The 22,192-nt window shown below is 59.2% G+C and carries 22 protein-coding genes; 15 read left to right on the top strand and 7 right to left on the bottom strand.

Going from position 1 to position 22,192, the window contains the following annotated elements; all coding sequences use genetic code 11:
• Nucleotides 1-8 precede the first annotated feature (8 nt).
• The 7 genes from DAUD_RS09060 to DAUD_RS09030 all read left to right on the top strand — a co-directional run bounded on the left by DAUD_RS09060 (nucleotide 9) and on the right by DAUD_RS09030 (nucleotide 7,056).
• Nucleotides 9-2,114 (top strand): chemotaxis protein CheA, encoded by a 2,106-nt coding sequence (locus DAUD_RS09060; protein WP_012302867.1) that lies wholly within the window; start codon nucleotides 9-11, stop codon nucleotides 2,112-2,114.
• The gene (locus DAUD_RS09055) at nucleotides 2,101-3,153 is read left to right on the top strand and encodes a protein-glutamate methylesterase/protein-glutamine glutaminase (protein ID WP_012302866.1); all 1,053 of its coding nucleotides are present in this window, start codon (nucleotides 2,101-2,103) and stop codon (nucleotides 3,151-3,153) included. The genes DAUD_RS09060 and DAUD_RS09055 overlap by 14 nt, the downstream gene beginning before the upstream one ends.
• A 120-nt stretch (nucleotides 3,154-3,273) precedes the next feature.
• Nucleotides 3,274-3,570: a flagellar biosynthesis anti-sigma factor FlgM gene (flgM, locus tag DAUD_RS09050; protein WP_012302865.1), complete on the top strand. Its 297-nt coding sequence runs from the start codon at nucleotides 3,274-3,276 to the stop codon at nucleotides 3,568-3,570.
• Entirely contained in the window at nucleotides 3,567-4,052 is a 486-nt protein-coding gene (locus DAUD_RS09045) for a flagellar protein FlgN (RefSeq protein WP_012302864.1), read from the top strand. Before flgM ends, DAUD_RS09045 begins: the two co-directional genes overlap by 4 nt.
• A 40-nt stretch (nucleotides 4,053-4,092) precedes the next feature.
• Nucleotides 4,093-5,691 (top strand): flagellar hook-associated protein FlgK, encoded by a 1,599-nt coding sequence (flgK, locus tag DAUD_RS09040; RefSeq protein WP_012302863.1) that lies wholly within the window; start codon nucleotides 4,093-4,095, stop codon nucleotides 5,689-5,691.
• Nucleotides 5,692-5,711: 20 nt separating this feature from the next.
• The gene (locus DAUD_RS09035) at nucleotides 5,712-6,644 is read left to right on the top strand and encodes a flagellin N-terminal helical domain-containing protein (protein ID WP_012302862.1); all 933 of its coding nucleotides are present in this window, start codon (nucleotides 5,712-5,714) and stop codon (nucleotides 6,642-6,644) included.
• A 61-nt stretch (nucleotides 6,645-6,705) separates the two neighbouring features.
• Complete coding sequence (locus DAUD_RS09030; RefSeq protein WP_012302861.1) at nucleotides 6,706-7,056, top strand: flagellar protein FlaG; 351 nt, start codon at nucleotides 6,706-6,708, stop codon at nucleotides 7,054-7,056.
• 72 nt (nucleotides 7,057-7,128) lie between these two features.
• Here DAUD_RS09030 and DAUD_RS09025 read toward each other — a convergent pair whose 3' ends face one another.
• From DAUD_RS09025 to DAUD_RS08995, 7 genes are all read right to left on the bottom strand, one after another.
• Nucleotides 7,129-7,614: a flagellar protein FlgN gene (locus DAUD_RS09025; protein ID WP_012302860.1), complete on the bottom strand. Its 486-nt coding sequence runs from the start codon at nucleotides 7,612-7,614 to the stop codon at nucleotides 7,129-7,131.
• Nucleotides 7,604-8,008, bottom strand: a complete 405-nt coding sequence (gene fliS, locus DAUD_RS09020) for a flagellar export chaperone FliS (protein WP_012302859.1) — start codon at nucleotides 8,006-8,008, stop codon at nucleotides 7,604-7,606. Before fliS ends, DAUD_RS09025 begins: the two co-directional genes overlap by 11 nt.
• Nucleotides 8,009-8,026: 18 nt before the next feature.
• Nucleotides 8,027-9,847 carry a flagellar filament capping protein FliD gene (fliD, locus tag DAUD_RS09015; protein WP_012302858.1) on the bottom strand — a complete coding sequence of 607 codons (1,821 nt, stop codon included), beginning with the start codon at nucleotides 9,845-9,847 and terminating at the stop codon, nucleotides 8,027-8,029.
• A gap of 151 nt (nucleotides 9,848-9,998) precedes the next feature.
• The gene (locus DAUD_RS09010; protein ID WP_012302857.1) at nucleotides 9,999-10,370 is read right to left on the bottom strand and encodes a flagellar protein FlaG; all 372 of its coding nucleotides are present in this window, start codon (nucleotides 10,368-10,370) and stop codon (nucleotides 9,999-10,001) included.
• Between the two features lie 196 nt (nucleotides 10,371-10,566).
• A complete protein-coding gene (locus DAUD_RS09005; RefSeq protein WP_041570919.1) occupies nucleotides 10,567-11,826 on the bottom strand; it encodes a flagellin N-terminal helical domain-containing protein in 1,260 nt (419 codons plus the stop codon).
• 162 nt (nucleotides 11,827-11,988) lie between these two features.
• Nucleotides 11,989-13,869 (bottom strand): motility associated factor glycosyltransferase family protein, encoded by a 1,881-nt coding sequence (locus DAUD_RS09000; RefSeq protein WP_012302855.1) that lies wholly within the window; start codon nucleotides 13,867-13,869, stop codon nucleotides 11,989-11,991.
• Nucleotides 13,866-14,372 (bottom strand): hypothetical protein, encoded by a 507-nt coding sequence (locus DAUD_RS08995; RefSeq protein WP_041570918.1) that lies wholly within the window; start codon nucleotides 14,370-14,372, stop codon nucleotides 13,866-13,868. Before DAUD_RS08995 ends, DAUD_RS09000 begins: the two co-directional genes overlap by 4 nt.
• Before the next feature lie 306 nt (nucleotides 14,373-14,678).
• Between DAUD_RS08995 and pseB the strand changes: the two genes are divergently transcribed.
• The 8 genes from pseB (at nucleotide 14,679) to DAUD_RS08955 (ending at nucleotide 22,189) form a co-directional block, all read left to right on the top strand.
• A complete protein-coding gene (gene pseB / locus DAUD_RS08990; protein ID WP_041570917.1) occupies nucleotides 14,679-15,665 on the top strand; it encodes a UDP-N-acetylglucosamine 4,6-dehydratase (inverting) in 987 nt (328 codons plus the stop codon).
• 31 nt (nucleotides 15,666-15,696) lie between these two features.
• The gene (pseG, locus tag DAUD_RS08985; protein ID WP_083756650.1) at nucleotides 15,697-16,842 is read left to right on the top strand and encodes a UDP-2,4-diacetamido-2,4,6-trideoxy-beta-L-altropyranose hydrolase; all 1,146 of its coding nucleotides are present in this window, start codon (nucleotides 15,697-15,699) and stop codon (nucleotides 16,840-16,842) included.
• Nucleotides 16,839-17,771, top strand: coding sequence for an NAD-dependent epimerase/dehydratase family protein (locus DAUD_RS08980; protein ID WP_012302851.1), 933 nt, complete (start codon nucleotides 16,839-16,841; stop codon nucleotides 17,769-17,771). Before pseG ends, DAUD_RS08980 begins: the two co-directional genes overlap by 4 nt.
• Nucleotides 17,768-18,664 carry a class I SAM-dependent methyltransferase gene (locus DAUD_RS08975; RefSeq protein WP_012302850.1) on the top strand — a complete coding sequence of 299 codons (897 nt, stop codon included), beginning with the start codon at nucleotides 17,768-17,770 and terminating at the stop codon, nucleotides 18,662-18,664. Before DAUD_RS08980 ends, DAUD_RS08975 begins: the two co-directional genes overlap by 4 nt.
• Nucleotides 18,665-18,667: 3 nt before the next feature.
• The gene (locus DAUD_RS08970; protein WP_041570916.1) at nucleotides 18,668-19,639 is read left to right on the top strand and encodes an ATP-grasp domain-containing protein; all 972 of its coding nucleotides are present in this window, start codon (nucleotides 18,668-18,670) and stop codon (nucleotides 19,637-19,639) included.
• Nucleotides 19,623-20,306, top strand: coding sequence for an HAD family hydrolase (locus DAUD_RS08965; RefSeq protein WP_012302848.1), 684 nt, complete (start codon nucleotides 19,623-19,625; stop codon nucleotides 20,304-20,306). The genes DAUD_RS08970 and DAUD_RS08965 overlap by 17 nt, the downstream gene beginning before the upstream one ends.
• Before the next feature lie 14 nt (nucleotides 20,307-20,320).
• On the top strand, nucleotides 20,321-21,373 hold the full coding sequence (gene pseI, locus DAUD_RS08960; RefSeq protein WP_012302847.1) for a pseudaminic acid synthase: 1,053 nt from the start codon (nucleotides 20,321-20,323) through the stop codon (nucleotides 21,371-21,373).
• 93 nt (nucleotides 21,374-21,466) lie between these two features.
• Nucleotides 21,467-22,189: a cytidylyltransferase domain-containing protein gene (locus DAUD_RS08955; RefSeq protein ID WP_242647923.1), complete on the top strand. Its 723-nt coding sequence runs from the start codon at nucleotides 21,467-21,469 to the stop codon at nucleotides 22,187-22,189.
• Nucleotides 22,190-22,192 lie beyond the last annotated feature (3 nt).

Here is a 22,192-nt window from a genome sequence, read left to right as displayed (position 1 = left end):
GGATTGGCATGTTTTCGTCCGAAGAGATCCAGGTCTTTCTGGACGAGCTTGACGAAAAGATAGAGATATTGAACGACGGATTCCTGGCGCTCGAGCGGGAGGGGGACAACCCCGAAACCATCCAGGAGATATTCCGGGCGGCGCATACCATTAAGGGTTCGTCCGGGATCCTGGGATACGACCAAATGTCCGCGCTCACGCACGAGATGGAGAACCTTCTTACCCTGTTGCGGGAGGGTCGTGTGCACAGTACGCCCCGCATGGTGGACGTGCTGCTGGAGGCGCTGGACACGCTCAAATTGTTGCGCGATAAGGTCATCGGGGGGACGGACCGGGAAATCGATACCGGCCCCGTGATGGAAAAGTTGCGGGAATTCTGTGAGCAGGAGTCGGCCGAAGTCGGTGACGCCGGCGCGACCGGGGCCGGGGCGGCTGCGGGTTCGGAAGGGGCCGCCGGGCTAGTGGTCACTGATGCCCATTGGGAGGTGCTCCGGGAAGCCGTGGATCAGGGGTACAGTGCCTACCGCGTCCGGGTGGACATCGATCCCGGCTGTCAGATGAAATCGGTACGGGCCTTTCTGGTTTTCCAGACATTGGAGAAAGCCGGGGTGCAGGTGATTCAGTCCGAACCGCCGGTGGAGGACCTGGAACAGGGCAATTACGGTGCGGGGTTTGAGCTGCTTGTACTCTCCGAGGAAGATGCGGACCGGCTGCAGGGGGCTTTGTCGCTCATCGCCGAGGTAAGCGCCGTAACGGTAACACCGGTAGCGGTCTTGGAAGAGGCGGGCGGCGATACAATTACCCCCGCGCATACTCCGGGTGGAACGTCCACCGCGGCCGGACCCGCTCCGGCCGCCCGCGTGGAGCAGTTCGACTCCTTGAACGCCCACAAGAAAGCCATCCGGACCGTCCGGATCGACGTCCAGAAGCTGGACAGCCTGATGAACCTGGTTGGTGAACTGGTGATCGAGCGGACCAGGCTGGAGCGCTTCGCGGACATCATGGAGCTGAAATACCGCTCGGAGGAAATGATCGACACCTTGAACGAAATCTCGAGCCACCTGGGGCAGATCACCAGTGACCTCCAAGAGGAAATCATGATGGCCCGGATGCTCCCGATCGCCCAGGTGTTCAACCGCTTCCCGCGGATGGTCCGGGACCTGGCCCAGAAGTTGGGCAAGGAGGTGAACCTGGTCATCGAGGGGCGGGACACCGAACTGGACCGGAACGTAATCGAAATCATCAGCGACCCGCTGGTGCACCTGATCCGAAACGCCGTGGATCACGGGCTGGAGATGCCCGAGGAGCGGCTCGGGTTCGGCAAGCCGCGTGCGGGCACCCTGACTCTGCGCGCCTTTCACCAGGAAAACCACATTGTGATCATCGTGGAGGACGACGGCCGGGGTTTGGACCCGGACCGACTGCGGGCCAGGGCGCGGGAAATGCAGCTTCTTGACGAGGAAACCTTGGCCCGTCTGACTGACCAGGACGCGCTGAACCTGATCTTCCAGGCCGGTTTTTCCACGGCGGCCGACGTGAGTGACATTTCCGGCCGGGGCGTGGGCATGGACGTGGTGAAAAGTCAGATCGAGCAGATCAACGGTCTGGTGGAAATGCGCAGCACCCCGGGACAGGGTACGGCGGTCACCATCAAGCTGCCGCTGACCCTGGCGATCATCCGGGCGCTGATGGTCGAACTGGGCAATTACGTGTACGCCTTTCCGCTGGCCAATGTGGTCGAAACCATGCAGATTGACCCGGCGGAGATCCGCATGATCAGGGATGCCGAGGTGGTGGTGGTTCGCGGCGAGGTTTTGCCCCTGGTCCGCCTGCGCCGCCTGTTCCGGCAACGGGAAACCGATCCGGAAGGGAGACTTTACGTGGTAATCATCGGCACCGGCCAGGACCGCGTTGGTGTGGTGGTGGACCGGCTCGTCGGAGAGCAGGAAATCGTGATCAAGTCCCTGGGCGATCTGCTGGGGCGGATACCCGGGATTTCGGGGGCGACCATTCTTGGGGATGGGAAGGTGGCTCTGATCGTAGACGTGCGGGCGCTCCTTGCGGAAACCATCGGCACCCGCGGCCGCCAAGGCAGAGTGTATGCCGCCGGTTAGGGTTTTCCTGGTCGATGACTCAGCCGTGGTCCGGACCATCATCGGGCGCCGGCTTCGCGAGATCGGGTTCGAGGTCGTGGGCACCGCGATGAATGGGAAAGACGCCCTGCGGAAGATCCCGGTGCTCCGGCCCGAAGTGGTGGTCATGGACGTGGAGATGCCGGAACTCGACGGCTTGAACACTCTGCGTGAACTCATGATCAGCTATCCGGTGCCCGTGATCATGCTCAGCGCCCACACCCGGGCCGGGAGCAAGGCGACCATCGAGGCCCTGGCCCTCGGCGCGGTCGATTTCGTGCCGAAACCCATCGGCACAGCCGACATAACCGCGATCATAGCGGAGCTGGCGGTGAAAATCAGCGCTGCCGCCGGGGCGTCGGTTCGCGGTGCCCTGACCCAGGCCGTGGCGCCGGAGCCGCCCCGTGCGCCCCTGGCACCGGTTGCGGCCCGGGCGCCGAAGAGAAAGACCGACCTGGTGGTCATCGGCTGCTCGACCGGAGGGCCCAACGCTCTCCGCGTTCTCTTGCCCGGATTCCCGGCGAACCTGCCGGCGGCGGTGGTGGTGGTGCAGCACATGCCCGCCGGGTTCACGGCTTTACTGGCCGAACACCTGGATGCGGTATGCGCAATGGAGGTCCGGCACGCCCGGGACAACGATCCGGTCGTGCCCGGCCGGGTCCTCATCGCCCCCGCCGGCAAAGCCTTCCGATTCCGGCCCGGCCCGGACGGCGTGCGGGTCAGCGTGAGCGAAGACAACACCCCGCCGGCCCCAGGGACCTTCCGTCCCTCGGTGGACGAGGTCATGACCCAGGCGGCCGCCATATACGGGAGCCGGGTAACGGGTGTGCTGCTTACCGGGATGGGGCGTGACGGCGCCGGCGGGATGCTGGCCATCAAGCAAAAGAACGGGTACACCATTGCCCAGGATGAGGCCAGTTGCGTGGTATACGGCATGCCCCGGGCCGCCGTGGAGAACGGCGCCGCCTGCCGGGTGCTGCCGCTTTCTGAAATCTCCGCCGAAGTTGTGCAGCAGCTCTAAAGTTGGGATGATTTAGGGCGATATACAACATAGAAAGGCCATGTAGGTGGTCGGTGGTCGGAGTGGAAAAAGTTTTAGGCGATATAACTATAGAAGGGCCTTGTAAGGGAGTTGGTGGCCATGAAGATAGACAAGACCGGCGGGGTGGACCTGACGCGAATCTACGGTCGCCAGATAGTGGATCGCAAACCCGGGGAACATCCCCGGACGGAGGGTGCCGAGGAGAGGGATAGCGTCGAGCTTTCCGACCAGGCGCGCGAACTCCAGGCGTACCGGCAGAAGCTGGCCGAGTTGCCCGCGGTCCGGACCGAACTGGTGGAGCGCCTCAAGGCGGAGATTCAGGCCGGCACCTATGATGCCGACGCCGAAAAGATCGCTGCAGGTCTGGTGCGGGAATGGGGCGGGGAGGGCGAATGACCGTTAACGACCTGGCCGCCTGCCTCCGGCAGGAAATAGAGCTGGCGGCCGGGATTGTACACACATTGGACGAACAGCAACAGGCCCTGCTCAGGCTGGATCTGGCAGGGCTCGAAGCGTCCGTGCCGGCTCTGGAGAAACTGACCGACGAGCTGCGCCAGGCGGAGGAACGGCGCGAAGCGACCGCCAGGGCGCTGGCCGAGGAGCACGAATTGGATGGTACCACGCCGCTGCGCGAATTGTTGGCCGTCCTGCCGGCGCCGGTGGGCCGGGAACTGGAACAGGCGGGCCGGCGTCTGGGATCCCTGATCGAAGAGATCCGGCACCGGAACCACGCGAACTACGTGCTGATGCTGAACGCGGCCCGCTTCAACCGGGCCATTTTACAATTTGTCGCGGGTACGACCGCGACCTACGCGCCGGACGGGGTCCGTGGAGAAGCCGGGGAGGCCCGGTCCCTGATCCTCAACAAAGAAGCGTGATTTTTGTTCCGAATTCTTAACCGGAAAGGGGTTTTCCCCGGTGTCCTTTCTCGGCATCGAAATCGCCCGGCGCAGCCTGCACGGGCACCAGCAGGCGATGAACACCACGGCGCACAACATCGCCAACATCAACACGCCGGGATATAAGCGGCAGGAGGCCGTGCTCCAGTCCACGCCGGCCATCGCCTACCCGTCGGTGTTCTCTCCGCGGCCCGGACAGTTGGGCACGGGGATGAGCGCGGTGGAGATCAAACGGTACAGCGATGCCTACCTCGACCGCCAGGTGCGGGAGGCCCAGTCGGCCATCGGCTACTGGTCCGGAGTGGAGACCGCCCTGCAGCGCGTGGAGGCCGTGCTGCCGGAACCCACCGACTTCGGGATCCAGGCGCTCCTGGGTAATTTCTTCAGCACCTGGCACTACCTGGTCCAGGACCCGGCCAACCCCGGCTCCCGGTCGGCGGTGCGGGGCGCGGCCGAGACGTTGGCAAACAGCCTTTCCCTGGCCTATTACTCGCTGACGAACGTGAGAAACGACCTCATCGGCGGAAACGACCTCTTTGCACAGCAGGTGGGCCGAATCAACTCCATCGGCCGGCAGATTGCCGAACTGAACCGGGAGATCGCCTACCAGCGCACCGCCGGCGCCAACCCCAACGACCTCTTGAACCGGCGGGACTACCTGTTGGATGAATTGTCCAAACTGGCGGACGTGAGTGTGACCGTGACCAACGCCGAACTCAATCTGGTCAGCGTCAGCGTTTACGGTTTGGAACTGGTGAACGGTGACGGCTACCTGGCAACCGACCGCGGATTTACCGAACTGGCCGCCGATCATGAAAGTCTGCAAAATCTCATAGAGGCGCTGGAGGGCAGTACCCGGGGCGGGTTGGCCGGCACCTTCGCCGTGGGCGCGAGGGTCAAGGAGTACTTGAAGCAACTTGAACTTCTGATGTTGAGCCTGGCGAACGCGGTGAACGGAGTGCTGGCTCTTGAATTCTTTGCGTTCAACATCGAAAGAGTGACCGGCGAAACCGCCGCCGGGGGCGGCACTGACGCCCACCGACTGGCGAACGGCTGGTTGATTGCGAATACCGTCACCATCACGGTCGACGGCAATCCGTTTGAGGTGTATTTCGAAGGGGATGAGCTACCCCCGGGGTCCGGCGACTGGGTACTGGTGGATACAATCACCGGAACGCTGCAGTTTGGCCGGATAATCGAGGGGACCGAAACCATTGTCGCCGATTATGACTACAAGACCGGCCCCATATCCATCGGGCCCGAAGCGGAAGGGGCCCTGGCGCAGGTAACTGCGGAGCAGGCCTGGGCGGTTGCCCAGATTCGTGAGCAGCGCGTGGTCGATGCCGACGGGGACGGCGAGGACGACACCACCCTGGACGGCTACTACCAGCAATTGGTCACCGGGATCGGCGCCGACCTGAACGCTGCGCAGCGGGGCCGGGACAACGTGAGCGCTATCCTGGGCCAGATCGAAGCGCTCCGGGAGTCTGTATCCGGGGTGAACCTGGATGAGGAACTGACCCGGATGATTCAGTACCAGTACGGGTACCAGGCGGCCGCCCGCGTGATCACGGTGCTGGATGAGCTGCTGGACACCCTGATCAACCGGATGCTCTAATCGATTTGGGGGTTAGCAGAATGCGGATCAGCACCCACTTATTCTACAAGAACCTCCTGAGCAGTATTCACCGGGAGCATCTCGGCGCTGCCCGGGTCCAGGAGCAGATCGCCAGCGGGCGGCGGATCAACCGCCTGAGCGAGGACCCGGCGGCCCTGAGCCAGGTCCTGTCACTGCGTACCGCCACCAGTGAGATCCGGGACTATGTCCTGAGCATCGACCTGCAAAGGTCGCGCTTAAACCGCGCCGAAGAGGCGCTCGCTCAGGCGACGCAAGTGATGCAGGACGCCCGGGTGATGGCCGTCCAGGGCGCCACCGGCACCTATTCTCCTTCCGACCTGAAGAACCTGGCCTTTGAGGTCGACCGGATGATCACTGCCCTGGTCGGTTTCGCGAACGCGTCCCGCGGGGGTGTCAAGCCGGAGGGGCTGTTCGAAAGAACCGTTGTGGATGGACAGGAAATGGTCGTCTACACTCCGCCCGAAGTATGGCTTGAACAGGTCACCGGAGAGGGTTGGGGCCGGGTGCTGACCCTGAACAAGCTCGTGGAGACCATCGATCCGGGCCAAGTGTTCCAGGTCGAGGCGATGAAGGACGAGGGCGGCAACCCCGTACTGCGCGCCACCATGTTCGACGCCCTGTTCGACTTGCGTGACCGCCTGATGGCGGGCGAGCAGAGCGGGGTGGCGGGCCTGATCGGCGTCCTCGAAGGCCACATCGACACCCTGTTGCAGGGCCGCGGTGACCTGGGCAGCCGCGGCTACCAGTTGGAGAAGCTCCAGGCCCAGATCCAGATCCAGAACGAGCAGTTGACCGAGGTGCTGTCCAAGATCGGGGACACGGACGTGGCTGAGGCCGTGATCCGGATCAACCGGCACGAACTGGTGCTCCAGGCCACCCTGTCCACCGCGGCCCGGCTGATGCACGTCAGCCTGCTCAACTACCTGCGCTAAAAAGCACCTCCAGGGAGACTGGGGACGGTCTTTCTAAGACTCTCATTGGGGGTGATCCGCCATGAAAATCGGGGCCGGCGGCCTGCAGTCTCTGGCCCAGTACGACGCGATGGCCCGCCGGATCGAGGGCGCGGACCGGGTGAACCCGGCCCGTGAACTGGCGCAAAACCCGCCCCCGAACGATCTGCGGGATATGGTGCGGGCCGTGGAACGGCTGAACCGGATGGCCGAGATGTTCAACCAGCAGGTCATCTTTCGCCTGAACCGCGACCGCGAAGGGAAGCGCCACCGGATCCGGATGATGAACAAGGAGACCGGCGCGACCATCCTGGAGGTGGACGTCAAGGAACTTCCCGCCCTGGCGCGGCAGTTCTCCAACGCGGTGGGGCTGGTCATCGACACCGAAACCTAAAGGAAAAAGGGGTCTGACCCCTTTTTCAGCTTAGCTAATCCTTTCTACCGACTCCTGATTTCAGACCCTTTCTTACTCCTTCCGGTCCACAAAAGCTCCGTCGGTCAGGCCTCTGCCCCCGAGTTCCTGCCGCCCGTAGCTCCGGAGAGCATCCCGGCCCTGCCGCGCCCGCCGGATTTCTTCCCGCACCAGGTCACGGCTTTCCTCCAGGCGCTGCCGGTTGGCCGCGTCTATCTCCGCCGCCTCCCGGAACAGAGCCTCGATCGCAGCCGACACCTGCCGGACTTCGGCATCCAACCCGTCACCCGGCGGCTGTACTGCTGTTGCGGCCGATCGTACCGCCTGGAGGCGGTCGAAGCGGTCCATGCACTCCTGCCGCTCTCCCGCCAACGCCATGAAACGGTCCAGGGTTTCTTCTTCCGGAAGCCCGGCGATCGCTTCGCGTTGTTCCCGCACGATCTCCAGTATCCGCCGCGCGAGTTGGAGCTGCTCGTCCGCGATCGGGCTCCAGGCCGCCGGGCCGCACCCTGTGCCCTTTACGCCCGGGCTATCCTTCACGTTTCGCGGGCTCCTGTTCCGGGGCGCTTCTCGGCTTCAAGGCCTGGCTCCAGGCTTCTTTCAGTTCCCGGACCATCCGGTCCACCTCGGCCAGCATCTCCCGTTCCTTTTTTAGGTTGGCCTGGACGAGCCGGTTGTAGATGTAGTCGTAGAGCGCATCCAGATCCTGCCCGATTTTGAAGTCAGTGTTCAGCGTCTCCCGCAGATAGGAAACGATATCCTGGGCCCTTACCAGGGCGTTGTGCGCCCGCGGCAGATCTCCGTTTTCCAGCGCCAGGTCGGCCTGTTTGACGAACCTCAGAATGCCGTTAAAAAGCATCAGTACCAGTTGTCCCGGCCCTGCGTTCAAAACAGCGTTTTGTTGGTAATGTGCGAACGGGTTGGTGACGGCCACGGTACTACCTCCTTAAATCTACCCCTGGAACATTCCCCCGCCGAACTGCTGCGCGAGCCACATGCTCTGAGCGTTCATCCGGGAAATGGCCCGCTCCAGGGCGGTGAACTGTTTCCAGTAGCGGTCTTCCAACTTCTCCAGGCGTTCTTCGGTCCTCTGCATCCGTTCATCGAGCATGCTGATCTGGCGGCCCAACCAGCTGGGATCATAGGACGAGGCGTAGGTTGGCGATCCCGCCCGGGCGGTGAGCTGCTTGATGGCCGTATCCAGGTAGCCGTACAGCCGGTGCCCGATACCCTGTTCCTCATTGGTGGTGCCGCTCTGGTTGAAAAGCCGGGCCACGCCCTCCGGGTCCTGCTCGATGGCGCGCCGGAGCTTGGCCTCGTCGATCACCAGCTTGCCCTGGTCGGCGAAGCTGCCGACCGTAATGCCGATGTGCACCAGGTGGTTCAGCGAAGCGCCGAGGCCGGAAACCGGGGTGAAGACGTCCGTCCGCAGCCGGTTGACGATGCTGCTCAGGAGGCTGTCGTGGCGCAGCAGGCCGCTGCGGGCCTTCTGCTCCCACTGATCAATCTGCTTCTCGGTCATGCGTTCCCGGGCAGGGTCGTCGTCCAGGAGCGGGAGGTAATCGCGGAAACGCTCCTCCTGCAATTTGCCGTTGAGCAGATCCAGAATACCGTTGTAGGCGTCAATGAAACCCCTGATATGCTGAAACACGAACGCGGTGTCGCTGCGGACAGTCAGGGTGGCGGTGCCTGTCGCCTTCAGGCTGAAATGCACGTTGTTCAGGCTGAATTCATTGGTGGGGCGGGTGATGTCCAGGCCGTTGAGCGTGATCCGGGCGTTGGTGCCCCCCTGCTCGACGGCGGTACCGAGTCTCAACACCTCGGCCAGGAACCCGGTGGTCCCCACCCCGATTTCATCACCCGCGGCATTGTTGTCGCCGGTACGGGTCGTGGATACGGACACCCGGTCCGAGGACCCCTCGTAGAAGGCCACGAGCCCCAGCGCGCTGTCCGCCGAGATGCGGTTGAGCACCCCGTTCAGGGTTTCCGTAACCGCGTCCACGGTGAAAGTCCTGTTGTTGGGCGTGCCGTTCTGGTTGTAGGTGGTGAGGCTGAAGTCGAAGGTGCGGGTGTTGTACTCGTAGCCGGCCACCACCGTGTCCCCTTCGGCCACGACCTGGTTGAACTCAAGCGCCCCGGTGTTGGTATCGACCAGAACCTTGTGGGCCTCAACGCCCGCGTTGTAGGCCTCGCGGGTGTAGTAAACCTGGTAGACTTGTTCACCTCCCGTCCCGTACACCACTTTCACCGCCGCGCTGCCTGGGGTGATCCAGGCGTGCGCCAGTTGGTAGAAGTTCGTGCCGGTGCCCGCGATGTTCTCGCCGGCGACCGAGGCAAGGTTCCACCCAAACTGATTGCTGCCGAACTTAGCGCGCTGGGACCAGAGCGTTGCATCCGGATCCACCTTGTCCGCGCCGCTCGCCGACACCGTGCCGGTACTGGCCTTGTAGGCGGTCGTGGCCAGGGAGGTCACCGTGACGGCATAATCGGCTTTTGCGGCCCCCGGCGAGGCCGTGGCGGTCACCGCCGCGGGGTTTGACGATGCCACCGTCTTGGCCAGGAACGTGGAACTGAGGCGCATCGAAAAGACCGTGCCGTTGCGGAAGTTGAGCAAGGCGGAGTTGATACCGCGGTAGTCCTCCCGCCGCCACTCCAGCACCTGGCGCTCCTGGCGCAGCCTGTCCACCGGCTTGCGGTGCACCTTCATCAGATCCTGGATCATCTGGTAGGTGTCCAGGCCCGTGGCCAACCCGCCGATACGGATGACACTCATCCTTCCGCCTCCTTAAGAACCGTAGAATAGAGATAGGCACCTTTCCCGAAGCGATAATGATGCCAGGTGGAACGGCGTTACTTGCCGGAAAACGAGCCAGTCCCCATTTTACGCCGGTCCGACGACTGACCACCGACGACCGACGACTACTTCAGCGGCGTTCATCCACAAAAAGCCCCGCCATTTCCCACAGCTTGGCCACCAGGTCCAGAATCTCTTCCGGCGGGATCTCCTTGACCACTTCATTGCTTTTCGTATCGATCACCCGCACAATGATCTCCTTGGTGGGCTCGTGCACGGAAAACTCAAAACTCCGGTTCCGGGTTTGCAGGACCCGGTTCACCAGCTCGATCGCGGCGGTCAGTTCCTGTTCCAGGGACTGCACGGCGCGCGGTTCGTCCCTTTTGGCTTCGTTCTTGGCTTCGTGCCGGGCGCTTTCCGGTGCCTCGGTCCGCGGCGGCTGCTGCCGGCGCTGCACCGCCTCTTCCGGGGGTCTGCTCGGTGTTACCGATTCCACCCGCATTGGGAGTACCTCCTCACAGAATCTTAGTAAATATATCGGGTGGTGCGCGAAAATCTTTAGCTGTCCGGCAGGAACTGGATGTACAGGTGTCGAAGACAGCGTTTATGTCATGACCGGGAGCCATCCTCGCGGATGGCTCCCTCGACCACTTTTTCATTCCCCCGATGCCCTTACCTTGCCTCTCTCTTCACTCCGGCTAGGCGAGCAACTGCAATACGGCCTGCGGCTGCAGGTTGGCCTGTGCCAGCATGGCGATGGAGGCCTGGCTCAGGATGTTGAACTTGGTGAACTCCATCATCTCGGCGGCCATGTCCGCGTCGCGGATCCGGGATTCGGCGGCCGTCAGGTTCTCGGCGGTGGCCCCCAGGTTGGCGATGGTGTGCTCCAGCCGGTTCTGGACGGCGCCGAGGCGGGCCCGGTTCGTGGAAACCGTACCGAGGGCCTCATCGATGACCTTGACGGCGATGTTGGCCTGCGGCTGGGTATCTACCCTAATGCCTTGGATGGCCAAGGTGGTGGCGTTGGTCTTTGCGATGCTCACTGTCATCAACTGGCCCTCGTTGGCGCCGACCATCAGGCGGGCGGCATCGTCGGCCGAGGCGTTCTGAGCGACCTGGGTAATCACGAACTGGTTGAGGTACCGGCTGGCCGTGGTCTTTTCGTTACCTGCACTATCGACTACCCTCATGGTGAACCCGGCGATGTGGTGCACTTCGCCCTGGTTTTGGCCCTGGAAGGTGATCTTGCCGGCGGATACGGTGGCGCCGGTGATCCAACCGGTGGCGTTCATCCTGGCGGTCAGATCTTGCAGCTCCATCCCGCTGGCTGCTGCTGGTACGGTGAAGGATCCGGTCTTATGTACTCCATTTACGACGGCCTCGAAGGTGATCACATCACCGGTGGCGATGCCCAGAGGGTTGCCGGCGGTGTCGTGCAAAGCGGTCAGCACAGTGGCACCCGTAGCCAAGCCGCCGACTGCTGCCCTCCACAACACCGGCCCCTCAAGCCTGGTGGCCTGTAACGTGGTCGCCGCCGAGAGCGAACCGTCGAGCAGGATCCGGGCATTGAACTCGGTGTTGTTGCTGATCCGGTTCACTTCGGACACCAACTGGTCAACCTCTCCCTGGATTTGCGCCCGGTCGGAGGCGGCCAGGGTGTCGTTGGCGGCCTGGACGGCCAACTCACGCATGCGCTGCAGGATGGTGTGTATTTCCTGGAGTGCGCCCTCGGCCGTTTGGACCATCGAGATGCCGTCCTGGGCGTTGCGGACGGCCTGGCCGAGACCCCGGATCTGGCCGCGCATCTGCTCGGAGATGGCCAGCCCGGCGGCATCGTCGGCCGCCCGGTTGATCCGGAAGCCCGAGGACAGTTTTTCCAAGGCCCGCCCGGCCATCATCTGGTTGACGCCCAAATTCCGGTGGGTATTGAGGGCCGCGATATTGGTTTGTACTCTCATCATTATCCCCCCCTTAAATTGTTTCGTTGAAGTTAGAGCGTGGCCACGTCTACTTCCGGGAGTCGATCTCCCTAACCTCTATTTCGGTGCTCGGCCGCCAAACTTTAGCCCCCACCGCCGAGAATTTTACATCACAAACGCCGCACGGGTGGTGGCCCGGAGTTAGAGCGCGTCCGGTTTCCCGGGTTCGATCTTCCTCAGTTCGGCGTGGTAGCGTTCGGCGCGGCCGCCCACCGCGGTGGCGAAGTTGTACAGCATGGTGACAAAGTCCCGGACCTGGGCGGCGTCAGCAGTGTCCAGGTCCAGTTTGCGGGTGCGCACCAGGAGGTCCAGGTTGCTGACCGTGCGCCGGATGATTTTCTGGTAGGCGGTGTGGTTCAGTATTTGGTTGAGCCGGGGCACCGCCGTGCTCAGCTGGTCGGCCGTCGCTTTGCGGGCGGCCTGGGGGTACCCGCCCGGGGTACCCGGGGGTACCCGACCCGCTAACGCGGGTGCCCCGAGCGGGTCGGGCGGCCGGTTTTGGTCGCGCAGGGGGGCCAGCGCCAGTGTGGCGGCGGCGGCCGTCTCGCGCAGGGTGGATAGTTCCCGGCGTACGGTGGCCAGCGGCTCCCGAAGTTTTTCCAGGATTTCCTCCGGGGACGGCTGCCCGAGGATTGATTCCGGGCGGGTGAAGCGCCGGCCGGCCTGTTCCCGGGCCCAGGCCGCGAAGTCCACCGGGGCGGCGCCCGCGATGGGCAGGCCGGTGCGCGAAGCGTTATAAACCCGGCGGCCGCGCTGGTTGGCCTGGGCGATGTACATTTCCAGCTCGCGCCGCATGGTCAGCAGTTGCCTGGTGGTGTAGGCCGTTTCCCCGGCGATGTTGGTCCGGGGCAGGTAGTCGGTGACCGTGATTTTTCGCCGGCCGGCGTAGAAATTCTCCGGGTCCAGGAAGGACAAGTCCTGGCCCAGGAGGATGATTTCCGGACAGCCGAGGTCGAGGATGAACTTGAAAGTGGGGATGGCCACCGAGGCGGCGTCGGGCAGGACGCCCTTATGGTTCCAGCCGGCCAGTTCGCCCAGCCACTGGGGCAGGTGCTCCTGGTCGGCGAAGGCGGACACTTTCGGTCCCCGGAATTCGGCCGCCACCCGGGGGTGCAGGGAGGAAAAGAAGACCAGGGTGGTATCGGGCAGGTCCAGGTAATCCTTCAGGGCGGCGTAGTTGGCCTCGCCGGGGTCGATGGAAACCATATAATCAGGATGAATGCCGGCCTGGACCAGGGGGACCACGCCGGTGCCGGCCGCGATGATCGGTACCCGGCCGACCAGGCCGCGCAGAGTCTCCAGGTGTTCGTTCAGCGAAGGGCCGGCGGCCACCATCACCGCCGGGGTAGCGGTCAAACTGTCCAGGAGGTCGGAGACGCCGGGATTGGCGAAAATCGCGAACAGATTGGCGATGCTGTTCTGCAGCCACACATCTTTCCAGTGCTCCCGGGTCGCCAGTCCCACCCGGAGGTGGTGTAAAGAATCCAATACTCCTTGCCGCCATTGGTGGTGGGCTTCCGGAAACAGGTCGCGATAAGCCGGTATTTCCGCCACCTTCACTTCCCCGGCAAAAGTGCCCTGCAGCAGCCAGTCAAAAACCGGACTGCCGGCAGAGAAGTCAAAAGCGGGCTGGATGAACACCCGCTTATGCTTGATGAGGTGGCGCACGTCACGGAGTTCCAGCAGCCGCCGCCACCACCCGGGTTCGATTTCAAAAACCATAAAGTGGGCGCCGGGGTCCTTTTGGAGCAGCGCCTCCAGATGATAGCCCAGACCCAGCCCGAAAACGAGATAGGCCCGGCCGGCCGAGGGAACATCATTGACTATACCCGCCGCCCAGGCTTGCGCCTCACGGCGCGGATCGTACCGGCTGGCGAGCGGCTGATTCCGCCACACCGGAACCGGGTCGCCGTTTTTGGCGGTAATTACGTCTAAACCGTCCGCGGAGGGAGTGTTTTCGAGCAGTTCGGCCAATGCCGGATCGCGACGCCGGATGGCGCGCAGATTCTGTTCCCAAATCATTGGTGATCACCAGCCACAACTTCAATGCGGGCCAGCCGGTCCCGCAGTCCCTCCAAGGCACCCTGCAACTCATAAAGCAGAAAATCTCCCTGTTGGACAGCCCGGTTCGCCTCCGTGACTTGGAGCAACTCCCGGGCCGCGTCCCGCAGGCGCTCCGGCCAGCCGGCGAGGCCGTAACCGCGGGCCGAAAGCTGAATGCTTACCGTTTGCAGATACTGCAAGGCCTCCGCTAATTGGACCAGCATGTCCGGGGAACCCTGCCCGCCGTAAAAACGGTCCGCGATACCGGGCAGCTGGTGGAGCCAACGATCGAGAAAGCCACGGGCGTCGGCGAGCGTGGCGGAGAGCAGTTCGGATTCGGTGTAAAACACCAGCGTTATCTGTGTTTTGCCATCAAGCTGTTGGAGGTTGTCTTCTATTTCGGTATAGAAAACTTGTTCCCCCGCCTCGGCGCAGTAAAGGTAAAGGCCTTTTTGGAAGTGGTCGGAGATTAATTCATGCAATCGGCTCAAAGCCTCCGAAACGGTTAATGATACCTTTTTCAACCAAGACCAACTCCTTTTAGGGGGACAGCCCCCTTCCCGCAGGGGGACAGTCCCTGTTCGGCCGCCAACAACAGTGTTACTCTCTGCAATCATAATCGGCTGCTTGTCCAGGCATCTTGACGATCTTTCAGTTGTCAGCCGCCCGCTATCTTGCACAATTCTCCAGTTGGGCAGGGTTTTCCTGGTTGGAGTAGAAGTATGTCACTTAAGAATACGCAACCAGGCTCATTATCTCAAGATGTGAAGGTCGGAGGCGGGGCAGGCGTGCTAAACGGCGGATCTGTTCTGGTCACGGGGGGTACGGGCTCGTTCGGGCAGAAATTTGTGGAGACGGTGCTCCAACGGTACAAACCGCGCCGGCTGATTATCTTAAGCCGGGATGAACTGAAACAATACGAAATGCAGCAGGTTTTCGATCCAGCCAAATACGATTGCCTACGTTACTTCCTTGGCGATGTGCGCGACAAGAACCGGTTGTACCGGGCGTTCTACGGCGTTGATGTTGTGGTGCACGCGGCGGCGCTCAAACAGGTGCCGGCGGCCGAGTATAACCCCTTTGAAGTAGTCCAGACCAACATAATCGGCACACAGAATGTTATTGACGCCGCCATCGACAACGGGGTCCAAAAGGTCATCGCCCTGAGCACTGATAAGGCGGTGAACCCGGTAAACCTTTATGGGGCGACCAAGTTGTGCTTGGAGAAACTGGTCGTGGCGGCCAATTCTTACGCCGGTGGCCGCACCAGATTCAGCGTGGTCCGCTACGGCAACGTGGTCGGCAGCCGGGGCAGCGTGGTGCCCGTGTTCCTCAAGCAGAAAAAGACGGGGACTTTGACCGTCACTGACGAGCGGATGAGCCGTTTTTGGATCACCCTGGAACAGGGGGTTTCTTTTGTTCTCAATTGCATTGAGAACATGCAGGGCGGCGAGGTTTTTGTACCAAAGATTCCTAGTATGCGGATTATGGATCTTGCCCAAACTGTTTGTCCCCACTGCGAGATTCGGTTTATCGGCGTCCGCCCGGGAGAGAAGCTGCACGAATTGCTCATCTCTAAGGATGAGGCACGTAACGTTGTGGATTGTGGAGATTTTTTCGTTGTAAAACCGTCTTTTCCGTTTTGGATGTCCAAGATTGAACAGCAAGGGCAACCGGTTCCGGAGGAATGGGAATATGCAAGCAATACTAACGAACAATGGCTTGAAAAAGGTCAGCTGCAGAAGCTGATCAATCAGTTCTCCCAGCATTCTTAAAGCCCACAGAAGCGGTATGCGCCTGGTGGCGATGGATGCCGACTCAAAGGCACCGGATTTGTCCATTGCCGAACAGGCGGCATTCTTGCTGACCGGGCGGCGAAAGGGAAAACAGTTGTTACTTGCCGGATCGAGGTACAACCGAACACTAATCATTCGTGCCGATGCAAATACGCGGATCGGTACAGGCCATCTAATGCGCTGCCTGGCCCTGGCTCAAGCCTGGAAAGATCGTGGCGGGCGTGTGGTATTAATTACCGCCTGCGAAAGTGAGGGTCTGCTTCAGCGTCTGCACGATGAGGGGCTTATAGTTATCAAGTTGACACAACCATATCCCAATCCTGTTGATTGGAAGGTCACCTCGGATGTGTTGGCGCAACATCCTGGAGCATGGGTGGTGTTGGATGGCTACCACTTTGATTCAGAATATCAGCGAAGAGTCAAAACATCTGGACATAAACTCTTGATTATTGACGATATGGCTCATCTTGAGCACTACTACGCCGATGTAGTTTTGAATCAAAACTTGCACGCAGAAGAATTGAATTATTCTTGCGAATCATATACCCGCCTCCTCCTGGGAACCAGGTACGTGCTCTTGCGCCGAGAGTTTTTGAAGTGGCAGGGCTGGCAACGCAACATCCCGGAGATGGCACGTAAGGTGCTGGTTACGCTGGGCGGAAGTGATCCTGACAATGTGACCCTTAAGGTAATCCAAGCACTGCAACTCGTAGAGGTAGACGGGATGGAAGCGGTGGTTGTAGTTGGCGGAACTAATTCGCATTATAAGGAATTGCAATCCGCTGTGGAGCAACTAAGATTTTATATCCGGCTCGAAAGCAATGTGCCAAACATGCCCGAACTGATGGCTTGGTCTGATGTGGCGATTTCTGCGGGGGGAATCACTGTATGGGAGTTGGCTTTTATGGGGGTTCCAATTGTTGGGCTGAGTCAAGCAGAGCAGGAGAAAGTGCTTCTCCAAGGATCTACCAACTCTGGCATTTCGGTAAATCTGGGAGGGCATCGGTATATCGAGCCGCGTCGGATTGCTGAAGTGCTAACTGGGTTAGTTAGCAACAGAGATCAGCGTGCAGCTATGAGCAGGGCGGGGCGTGCCTTGGTGGACGGGTTTGGCTCTGCACGGGTAATAACTTTAGAGAAGGAGAATCAGGCATGAAATGGCAAGATAAGAAAGTCTTAGTAACCGGATCAGCAGGGGGCATTGGCAGAATGCTTGTTGGGCGTCTGATTTCTCTGGGAGCCGAAGTGCTTTCTGTAGACATCGCTTCAGGCAATGAGTTAGGACATCAAGTAGACCATATTCAGGTGGACCTTTCCAGGGAGATACCTGCGCAAGTTTGTACCTTCAACCCGGAGGTCGTCTTCCATTTAGCAGCAACTTTCGAGCGTACCGAAGAAGCACCGGGCTATTGGAAGACAAGTTTCGAGAACAATGTTTTGTTATCGCACAGGCTGTTGGAAGCACTCTCTCTTATGCCATCTCTGAAGGTTTTCGTTTTCGCCTCCAGTTACCTTGTTTATGACCCGGAGCAATATCTGAATGTCCCACAGGTATGCTACTTGAGAGAATCGGATCGTATTGCCCCCAGGAACCTCGTGGGCTTGGCCAAGTATTTTACGGAAAGAGAGTTGAATTTCATCCAACACACCGAGGGGCGGTTTCGCACGGTTTCAGCGCGCATCTTTCGGGTGTATGGTTGCGGGTCGCGGGACGTGATCTCACGATGGATCCGTTCCGCCCTGCAAGAAGAACCGATTGAGGTGTACGGCAGAAACAATCGTTTTGATTATATCTACGCGGACGATGTAGCCGAAGGATTACTTAGACTTGCTGAATCCAGTGGGGCCTGTGGGGTCATCAATCTAGGCTTTGGTGTACCTAGAAGCATAGATGATGTAGTTGCTATCTTGCAATCAGAGCTGGGCAGCCTGCAAGTGAAGGACCTCCCGTATGATGGTCCGGTTGAGGCTAGTTGCGCGGATATGGCGCTATTCAAAAATTTAACTGGATGGTTGCCCAGTATATCCTTGGAAGACGGAATACACCGGATTATATTGTACGAGAAGAAAAGGATCGGGCGATGAAGAAGCACTACTCGGTAGTGGTAGATCCGAAGTATATCTACCGCCGATTGGACCCCCTCCCTACCAAGAAGGAATTAGAGCATTTCTACCGGGAACATTACTACGCTTTCATGGAAACTGGCGGGCGCGTTCCTGAGTTGCGACGCTTGATAAAGGGTGGTGAAGAATCAGATTCAGAATTGGCATGGCTATCGCAAACCTTGTGGCGCGACATAAGGGACATTTTGGACGAGCATTTAGTCCATAAACAGGAGCGTTGGTTGCTGGACATGGGCTGTGGTCCTGGCCACTTTTGTCGATATATGCAACAGGCGGGGTGGCACGTGGTGGGTGTGGAGCCATCGAGGGATGCAGCGGAGATAGCCAGGTCATTTGGCATCACCGTATACGATTCCATAGAGGAGTGCTCCCGCAAAACAGAACAACGTTTTGACGCTGTGACTCTCTTGAATGTGTTGGAACATGTGCTTGATCCCCCAGGCTTGTTACAAGAGCTCCGCTCGCTCACGCACGAGGAGAGCATGTTGGCTGTTAGGGTTCCTAACGACTTCTCAGTCCTCCAGGACTGTGCTTACCGCAGACTGGGGGGAGGGGAGCCGTGGTGGGTTGCTATCCCGGACCACATCAACTACTTCAACTTTGAGACGCTAGCACAATTTATGGAGCGGCTGGGTTTCCAAGTAGTAGATATGTTTGGGGACTTCCCGATGGAAGTATTCCTGCTCTTTGGTGATGTGTATGTGGGCAATCCTGAGGTCGGTAGCCAATGTCACGAGAAGCGCGTGGCTTTTGAGTTGTCTATTCCAGTGCAGTTGCGCCGGAATCTTTACAGGTGCTTTGCCAGGAACGGCGTGGGCCGTAATTGTCTATTATTTGCTAAAATGGTGAAATAGCCAATGAACGTATTAATTACCAGCGCATCCCGCAAAGTGGGGTTGATCAAAGCCTTCCAGCGTGCTTTGTCTGAAGAAGGCGGCGGCCAGGTGATAGCCATAGATGCCAGCCCATTGTCTGCTGCCTTGTACTTTGCTGATAAGGGCTACATAGTCCCCCCTGGCCTCGACCATGGTTTCTTGGTGGTTGCCCAGAGGATCTGCCAAAGGCATGATGTGAAACTTATTATCCCCACGCGGGATGAAGAACTGCCATTCTTTGCAAAATTGCGTGAGATGTTCCAAAACATGGGTGTTAGCGTGATGGTTCCAGAAGTGGATGTAGTCAGGGTATGCCAGGACAAACGCTTGTTCATTGAGTTCTGTCAGACTTATGGATTCTCTGTTCCAAAAACGTATGCATCTACGGAGAACATCACTCGATTCCCAGTCTTTGTTAAAGAAAGGTTCGGAAAGGGAAGCAAGTGGGCCTTCCGGGTGGATTCCATTCAGGACTTGGATTACTTACTGCATCGCCTGAAGGAGCCTATCATCCAAGAATACATAGAGGCTCAGGAATATACCATGGATCTGTTTGCTGATTTTTCTGGGAATGTACTGACCGTGGTTCCACGGGAACGTCTCTCAGTATTTGGCGGAGAGTCGTTCATTGGTAGGACGCGCAAGAACTGGGATATCATCAACGAGGCCGTCCGTCTTGCCAGCACGTTGAGGCTAATAGGACATAATACCATTCAATGCTTTTGGCACGATGGCAAGGTTAAGTTCATAGAGGTAAATCCTAGATATGGTGGAGGGGCCAGCCTAGGTTTCGCTGCCGGTGCGTTTACGCCCCGTTTGTTGGTCCGTCTCGTAATGGGAAAAGAGGTTAAGCCAGCCATCGGCGAGTTTGAAGATGGATACCTTATGCTCCGGTATACGGCAGATCTCTTCCTTAGGGAGCAGGAGGTAAATAACATTGACCGGTTACATTAAAGCGGTATTATTTGATTTGGACGACACGCTTTACGACGAGCGTACCTTTGTCATCAGTGGATTCCGTGCTGTTGTTGCTTATGTGGCCGACAGGTTTCCTGTGGATGAGCAAGGCATCTTTTTGACCATGATGGAGGTCCTCTCTACGGAAGGCCGTGGTAAGGTCTTTGATAAGGCCCTGGATCGCTATGGCCTGTATAGTCCGGCACTTGTTGAGGAACTAGTAGGTGTCTATCGATCGCACCAGCCGCAGATCACATTATATCCTGATGTTATACCAGTGCTTGCCACGCTGAAAGAATACGGTGTGAAATTGGGAATTGTCACAGATGGATTACATTCGGTTCAGAAGCGCAAGATAGAAGCGCTTGGCTTAGAGGGACTAGTTGACGTCATCGTTTATACGGATGAACTAGGGCCTAATCATTGGAAACCCGACCCTACTGGTTTTCTGCACGCTTTGGAGAGACTGGCTGTACAACCGACCGAGGCGGCATACGTTGGTAATGACCCAAGCAAGGATTTCGCTGGGCCGAAAGCTATAGGTATGTTACCCGTTCATCTAAAGCGAAACGACAACCTCATAGAAGAAACCGATTGTGAGGCCGAGGTTCATATCACTGAACTTGCGGAGTTGCTTCAACTTTTTAATCTCATACATCATTAGTCAAGGAGGGAACGATGCTGTTTGATTTTGCAATTAACGGCCGAATTGTTGGTCCCGGGTACCCGACTTACATAGTGGCTGAGCTTTCTGCCAACCACAGCCAGTCGTTCGAACACGCAGTTGCCCTTGTAAAAGGGGCAAAGGAAGCTGGAGCCGATGCGGTTAAACTACAGACTTATACGCCAGATACTATTACGGTCAACTCTGAATCTCCCCTGTTTCGCCACCAAGACGGCAGCCTATGGGCCGGAAGAACCCTTTATGAACTCTACAGCGAAGCCTACATGCCTTGGGAGTGGCAGCCTAAGCTTAAAAAGATTGCGGACGAAATTGGTATAGAGTTGTTTTCAACGGCCTTTGACCCAACGGCCGTGGATTTCCTGGAAGAGATAGGGGTACCGGTGCACAAGATCGCCTCTTTTGAGATTGTGGATATCCCCCTCATAGAAAAGATGGCTCGTACCGGCAAGCCATTGATTATCTCTACAGGCATGGCTACCTTGGGGGAGATCGAAGAAGCTGTCCGGGCGGCCCGTAATGCCGGAGCGCCCCAGATCGCCCTGCTTAAGTGCACCAGTGCCTATCCTTCTCCGCCTGAAGAGATGAACCTGCGTACCATTCCACATCTGGCTGAATCCTTCGGTGTGCCGGTGGGACTTTCCGACCATACCCTTGGCATTGCCGTACCCGTGGCCGCCGTGGTCCTGGGTGCCTGTATCGTGGAGAAACACTTTACGCTTTCGCGGAACATGCCGGGTCCGGACTGCGCTTTTTCACTAGAACCGCGCGAGTTCAAAGCAATGGTGGAGGCTATCCGTACCGCTGAAAAAGCCTTGGGTGAAGTTCACTACGGCGTGAGCGAACGGGAAGCTGCGAACAGGGTTTTTAGGCGCTCGCTTTTTGTGGTGAAAGATATGAAGACCGGAGAAGTTTTTACCGCCGAAAACGTACGTTCCATCCGGCCGGGACACGGCTTGCATCCGCGGCACTTAAAAGATGTACGGGGACGCAGAGCCACGAGAGATATTCCTGCCGGCACCCCTCTTACCTGGAATATGGTGGGTTGATATTTTAAGGAAGGGGACAGTCCCCCTGGGGCCCAAAGGGGACTCGACCCCTTAAGCGGCATATCGTTTAGGAGGTTTTGAGCTTTGTATACAGTGGGCATCGTCCAGGCCCGCACCGGTTCTACACGTTTCCCGGGGAAAGTCCTCAAACCGATTGCCGGGCGGCCTATGCTATCTCACATAATTGAGCGTTTGCGATCAGCCAGGACTTTAGACACTATTGTGATTGCCACCACCGCCTTGCCCCAGGACCAACCTATAATTGACCTGGCCGAGCAGGCCGGCGTGGCGTGGTATGCCGGCAGCGAAGAAGATGTGCTGGCCAGGTATGCGGAGGCGGCGGAAATGGTGCGGGCCGACTTAGTGGTGAGAGTGACCGGAGACTGTCCCCTGATCGATCCAAATACGGTTGACGGGGTAGTACGGTATTTCCTGGCCCATGATTTCGACTACGTGGGAGCCGGGGTTTCAAGCGGTTTGCCCCGGGGGCTGGATACCGAGGTCTTCAGCCGCCAGGCATTGGACCGGGCCCACCGCCTGGCTCAAGGCGCCCCGGCGCGCGAGCACGTCACACTGTATATTTACCGGCATCCGGAACTGTTCCGGTGCGCCCGGTATCCGGCGCCGCCGGAATTGCAGCGCCTTGGTTGGCGCCTATGTGTGGACGAGGAAGCTGACTTTAGACTAATCGAAGAAATCTACAACCGCCTGTACCGGCCGGGGAGAATCATAGAGATCCGCGACGTACTGGCGCTCCTGGACCGGGAGCCGGAGCTTTTGAAGATCAACGCCCACGTGCGGCAGAAGGTGGTGTAGCCG

Source organism: Candidatus Desulforudis audaxviator MP104C (genome assembly GCF_000018425.1).
GTDB lineage: Bacteria > Bacillota > Desulfotomaculia > Desulfotomaculales > Desulforudaceae > Desulforudis > Desulforudis audaxviator.
This window is presented reverse-complemented; position numbering and strand designations above follow the sequence as displayed.

Coding starts and splice junctions, on each gene's coding strand:
- DAUD_RS09045 (WP_012302864.1), top strand. CDS start 3,567: ATGACCGTTAACGACCTGGCCGCCTGCCTCCGGCAGGAAATAGAGCTG.
- DAUD_RS08970 (WP_041570916.1), top strand. CDS start 18,668: ATGAACGTATTAATTACCAGCGCATCCCGCAAAGTGGGGTTGATCAAA.
- pseG (WP_083756650.1), top strand. CDS start 15,697: ATGGATGCCGACTCAAAGGCACCGGATTTGTCCATTGCCGAACAGGCG.
- DAUD_RS09060 (WP_012302867.1), top strand. CDS start 9: ATGTTTTCGTCCGAAGAGATCCAGGTCTTTCTGGACGAGCTTGACGAA.
- DAUD_RS09000 (WP_012302855.1), bottom strand. CDS start 13,869: ATGATTTGGGAACAGAATCTGCGCGCCATCCGGCGTCGCGATCCGGCA.
- fliD (WP_012302858.1), bottom strand. CDS start 9,847: ATGAGTGTCATCCGTATCGGCGGGTTGGCCACGGGCCTGGACACCTAC.
- pseI (WP_012302847.1), top strand. CDS start 20,321: ATGCTGTTTGATTTTGCAATTAACGGCCGAATTGTTGGTCCCGGGTAC.
- DAUD_RS08980 (WP_012302851.1), top strand. CDS start 16,839: ATGAAATGGCAAGATAAGAAAGTCTTAGTAACCGGATCAGCAGGGGGC.
- DAUD_RS09035 (WP_012302862.1), top strand. CDS start 5,712: ATGCGGATCAGCACCCACTTATTCTACAAGAACCTCCTGAGCAGTATT.
- flgM (WP_012302865.1), top strand. CDS start 3,274: ATGAAGATAGACAAGACCGGCGGGGTGGACCTGACGCGAATCTACGGT.
- DAUD_RS09030 (WP_012302861.1), top strand. CDS start 6,706: ATGAAAATCGGGGCCGGCGGCCTGCAGTCTCTGGCCCAGTACGACGCG.
- DAUD_RS09010 (WP_012302857.1), bottom strand. CDS start 10,370: ATGCGGGTGGAATCGGTAACACCGAGCAGACCCCCGGAAGAGGCGGTG.
- DAUD_RS09055 (WP_012302866.1), top strand. CDS start 2,101: ATGCCGCCGGTTAGGGTTTTCCTGGTCGATGACTCAGCCGTGGTCCGG.
- DAUD_RS09005 (WP_041570919.1), bottom strand. CDS start 11,826: ATGAGAGTACAAACCAATATCGCGGCCCTCAATACCCACCGGAATTTG.
- DAUD_RS08975 (WP_012302850.1), top strand. CDS start 17,768: ATGAAGAAGCACTACTCGGTAGTGGTAGATCCGAAGTATATCTACCGC.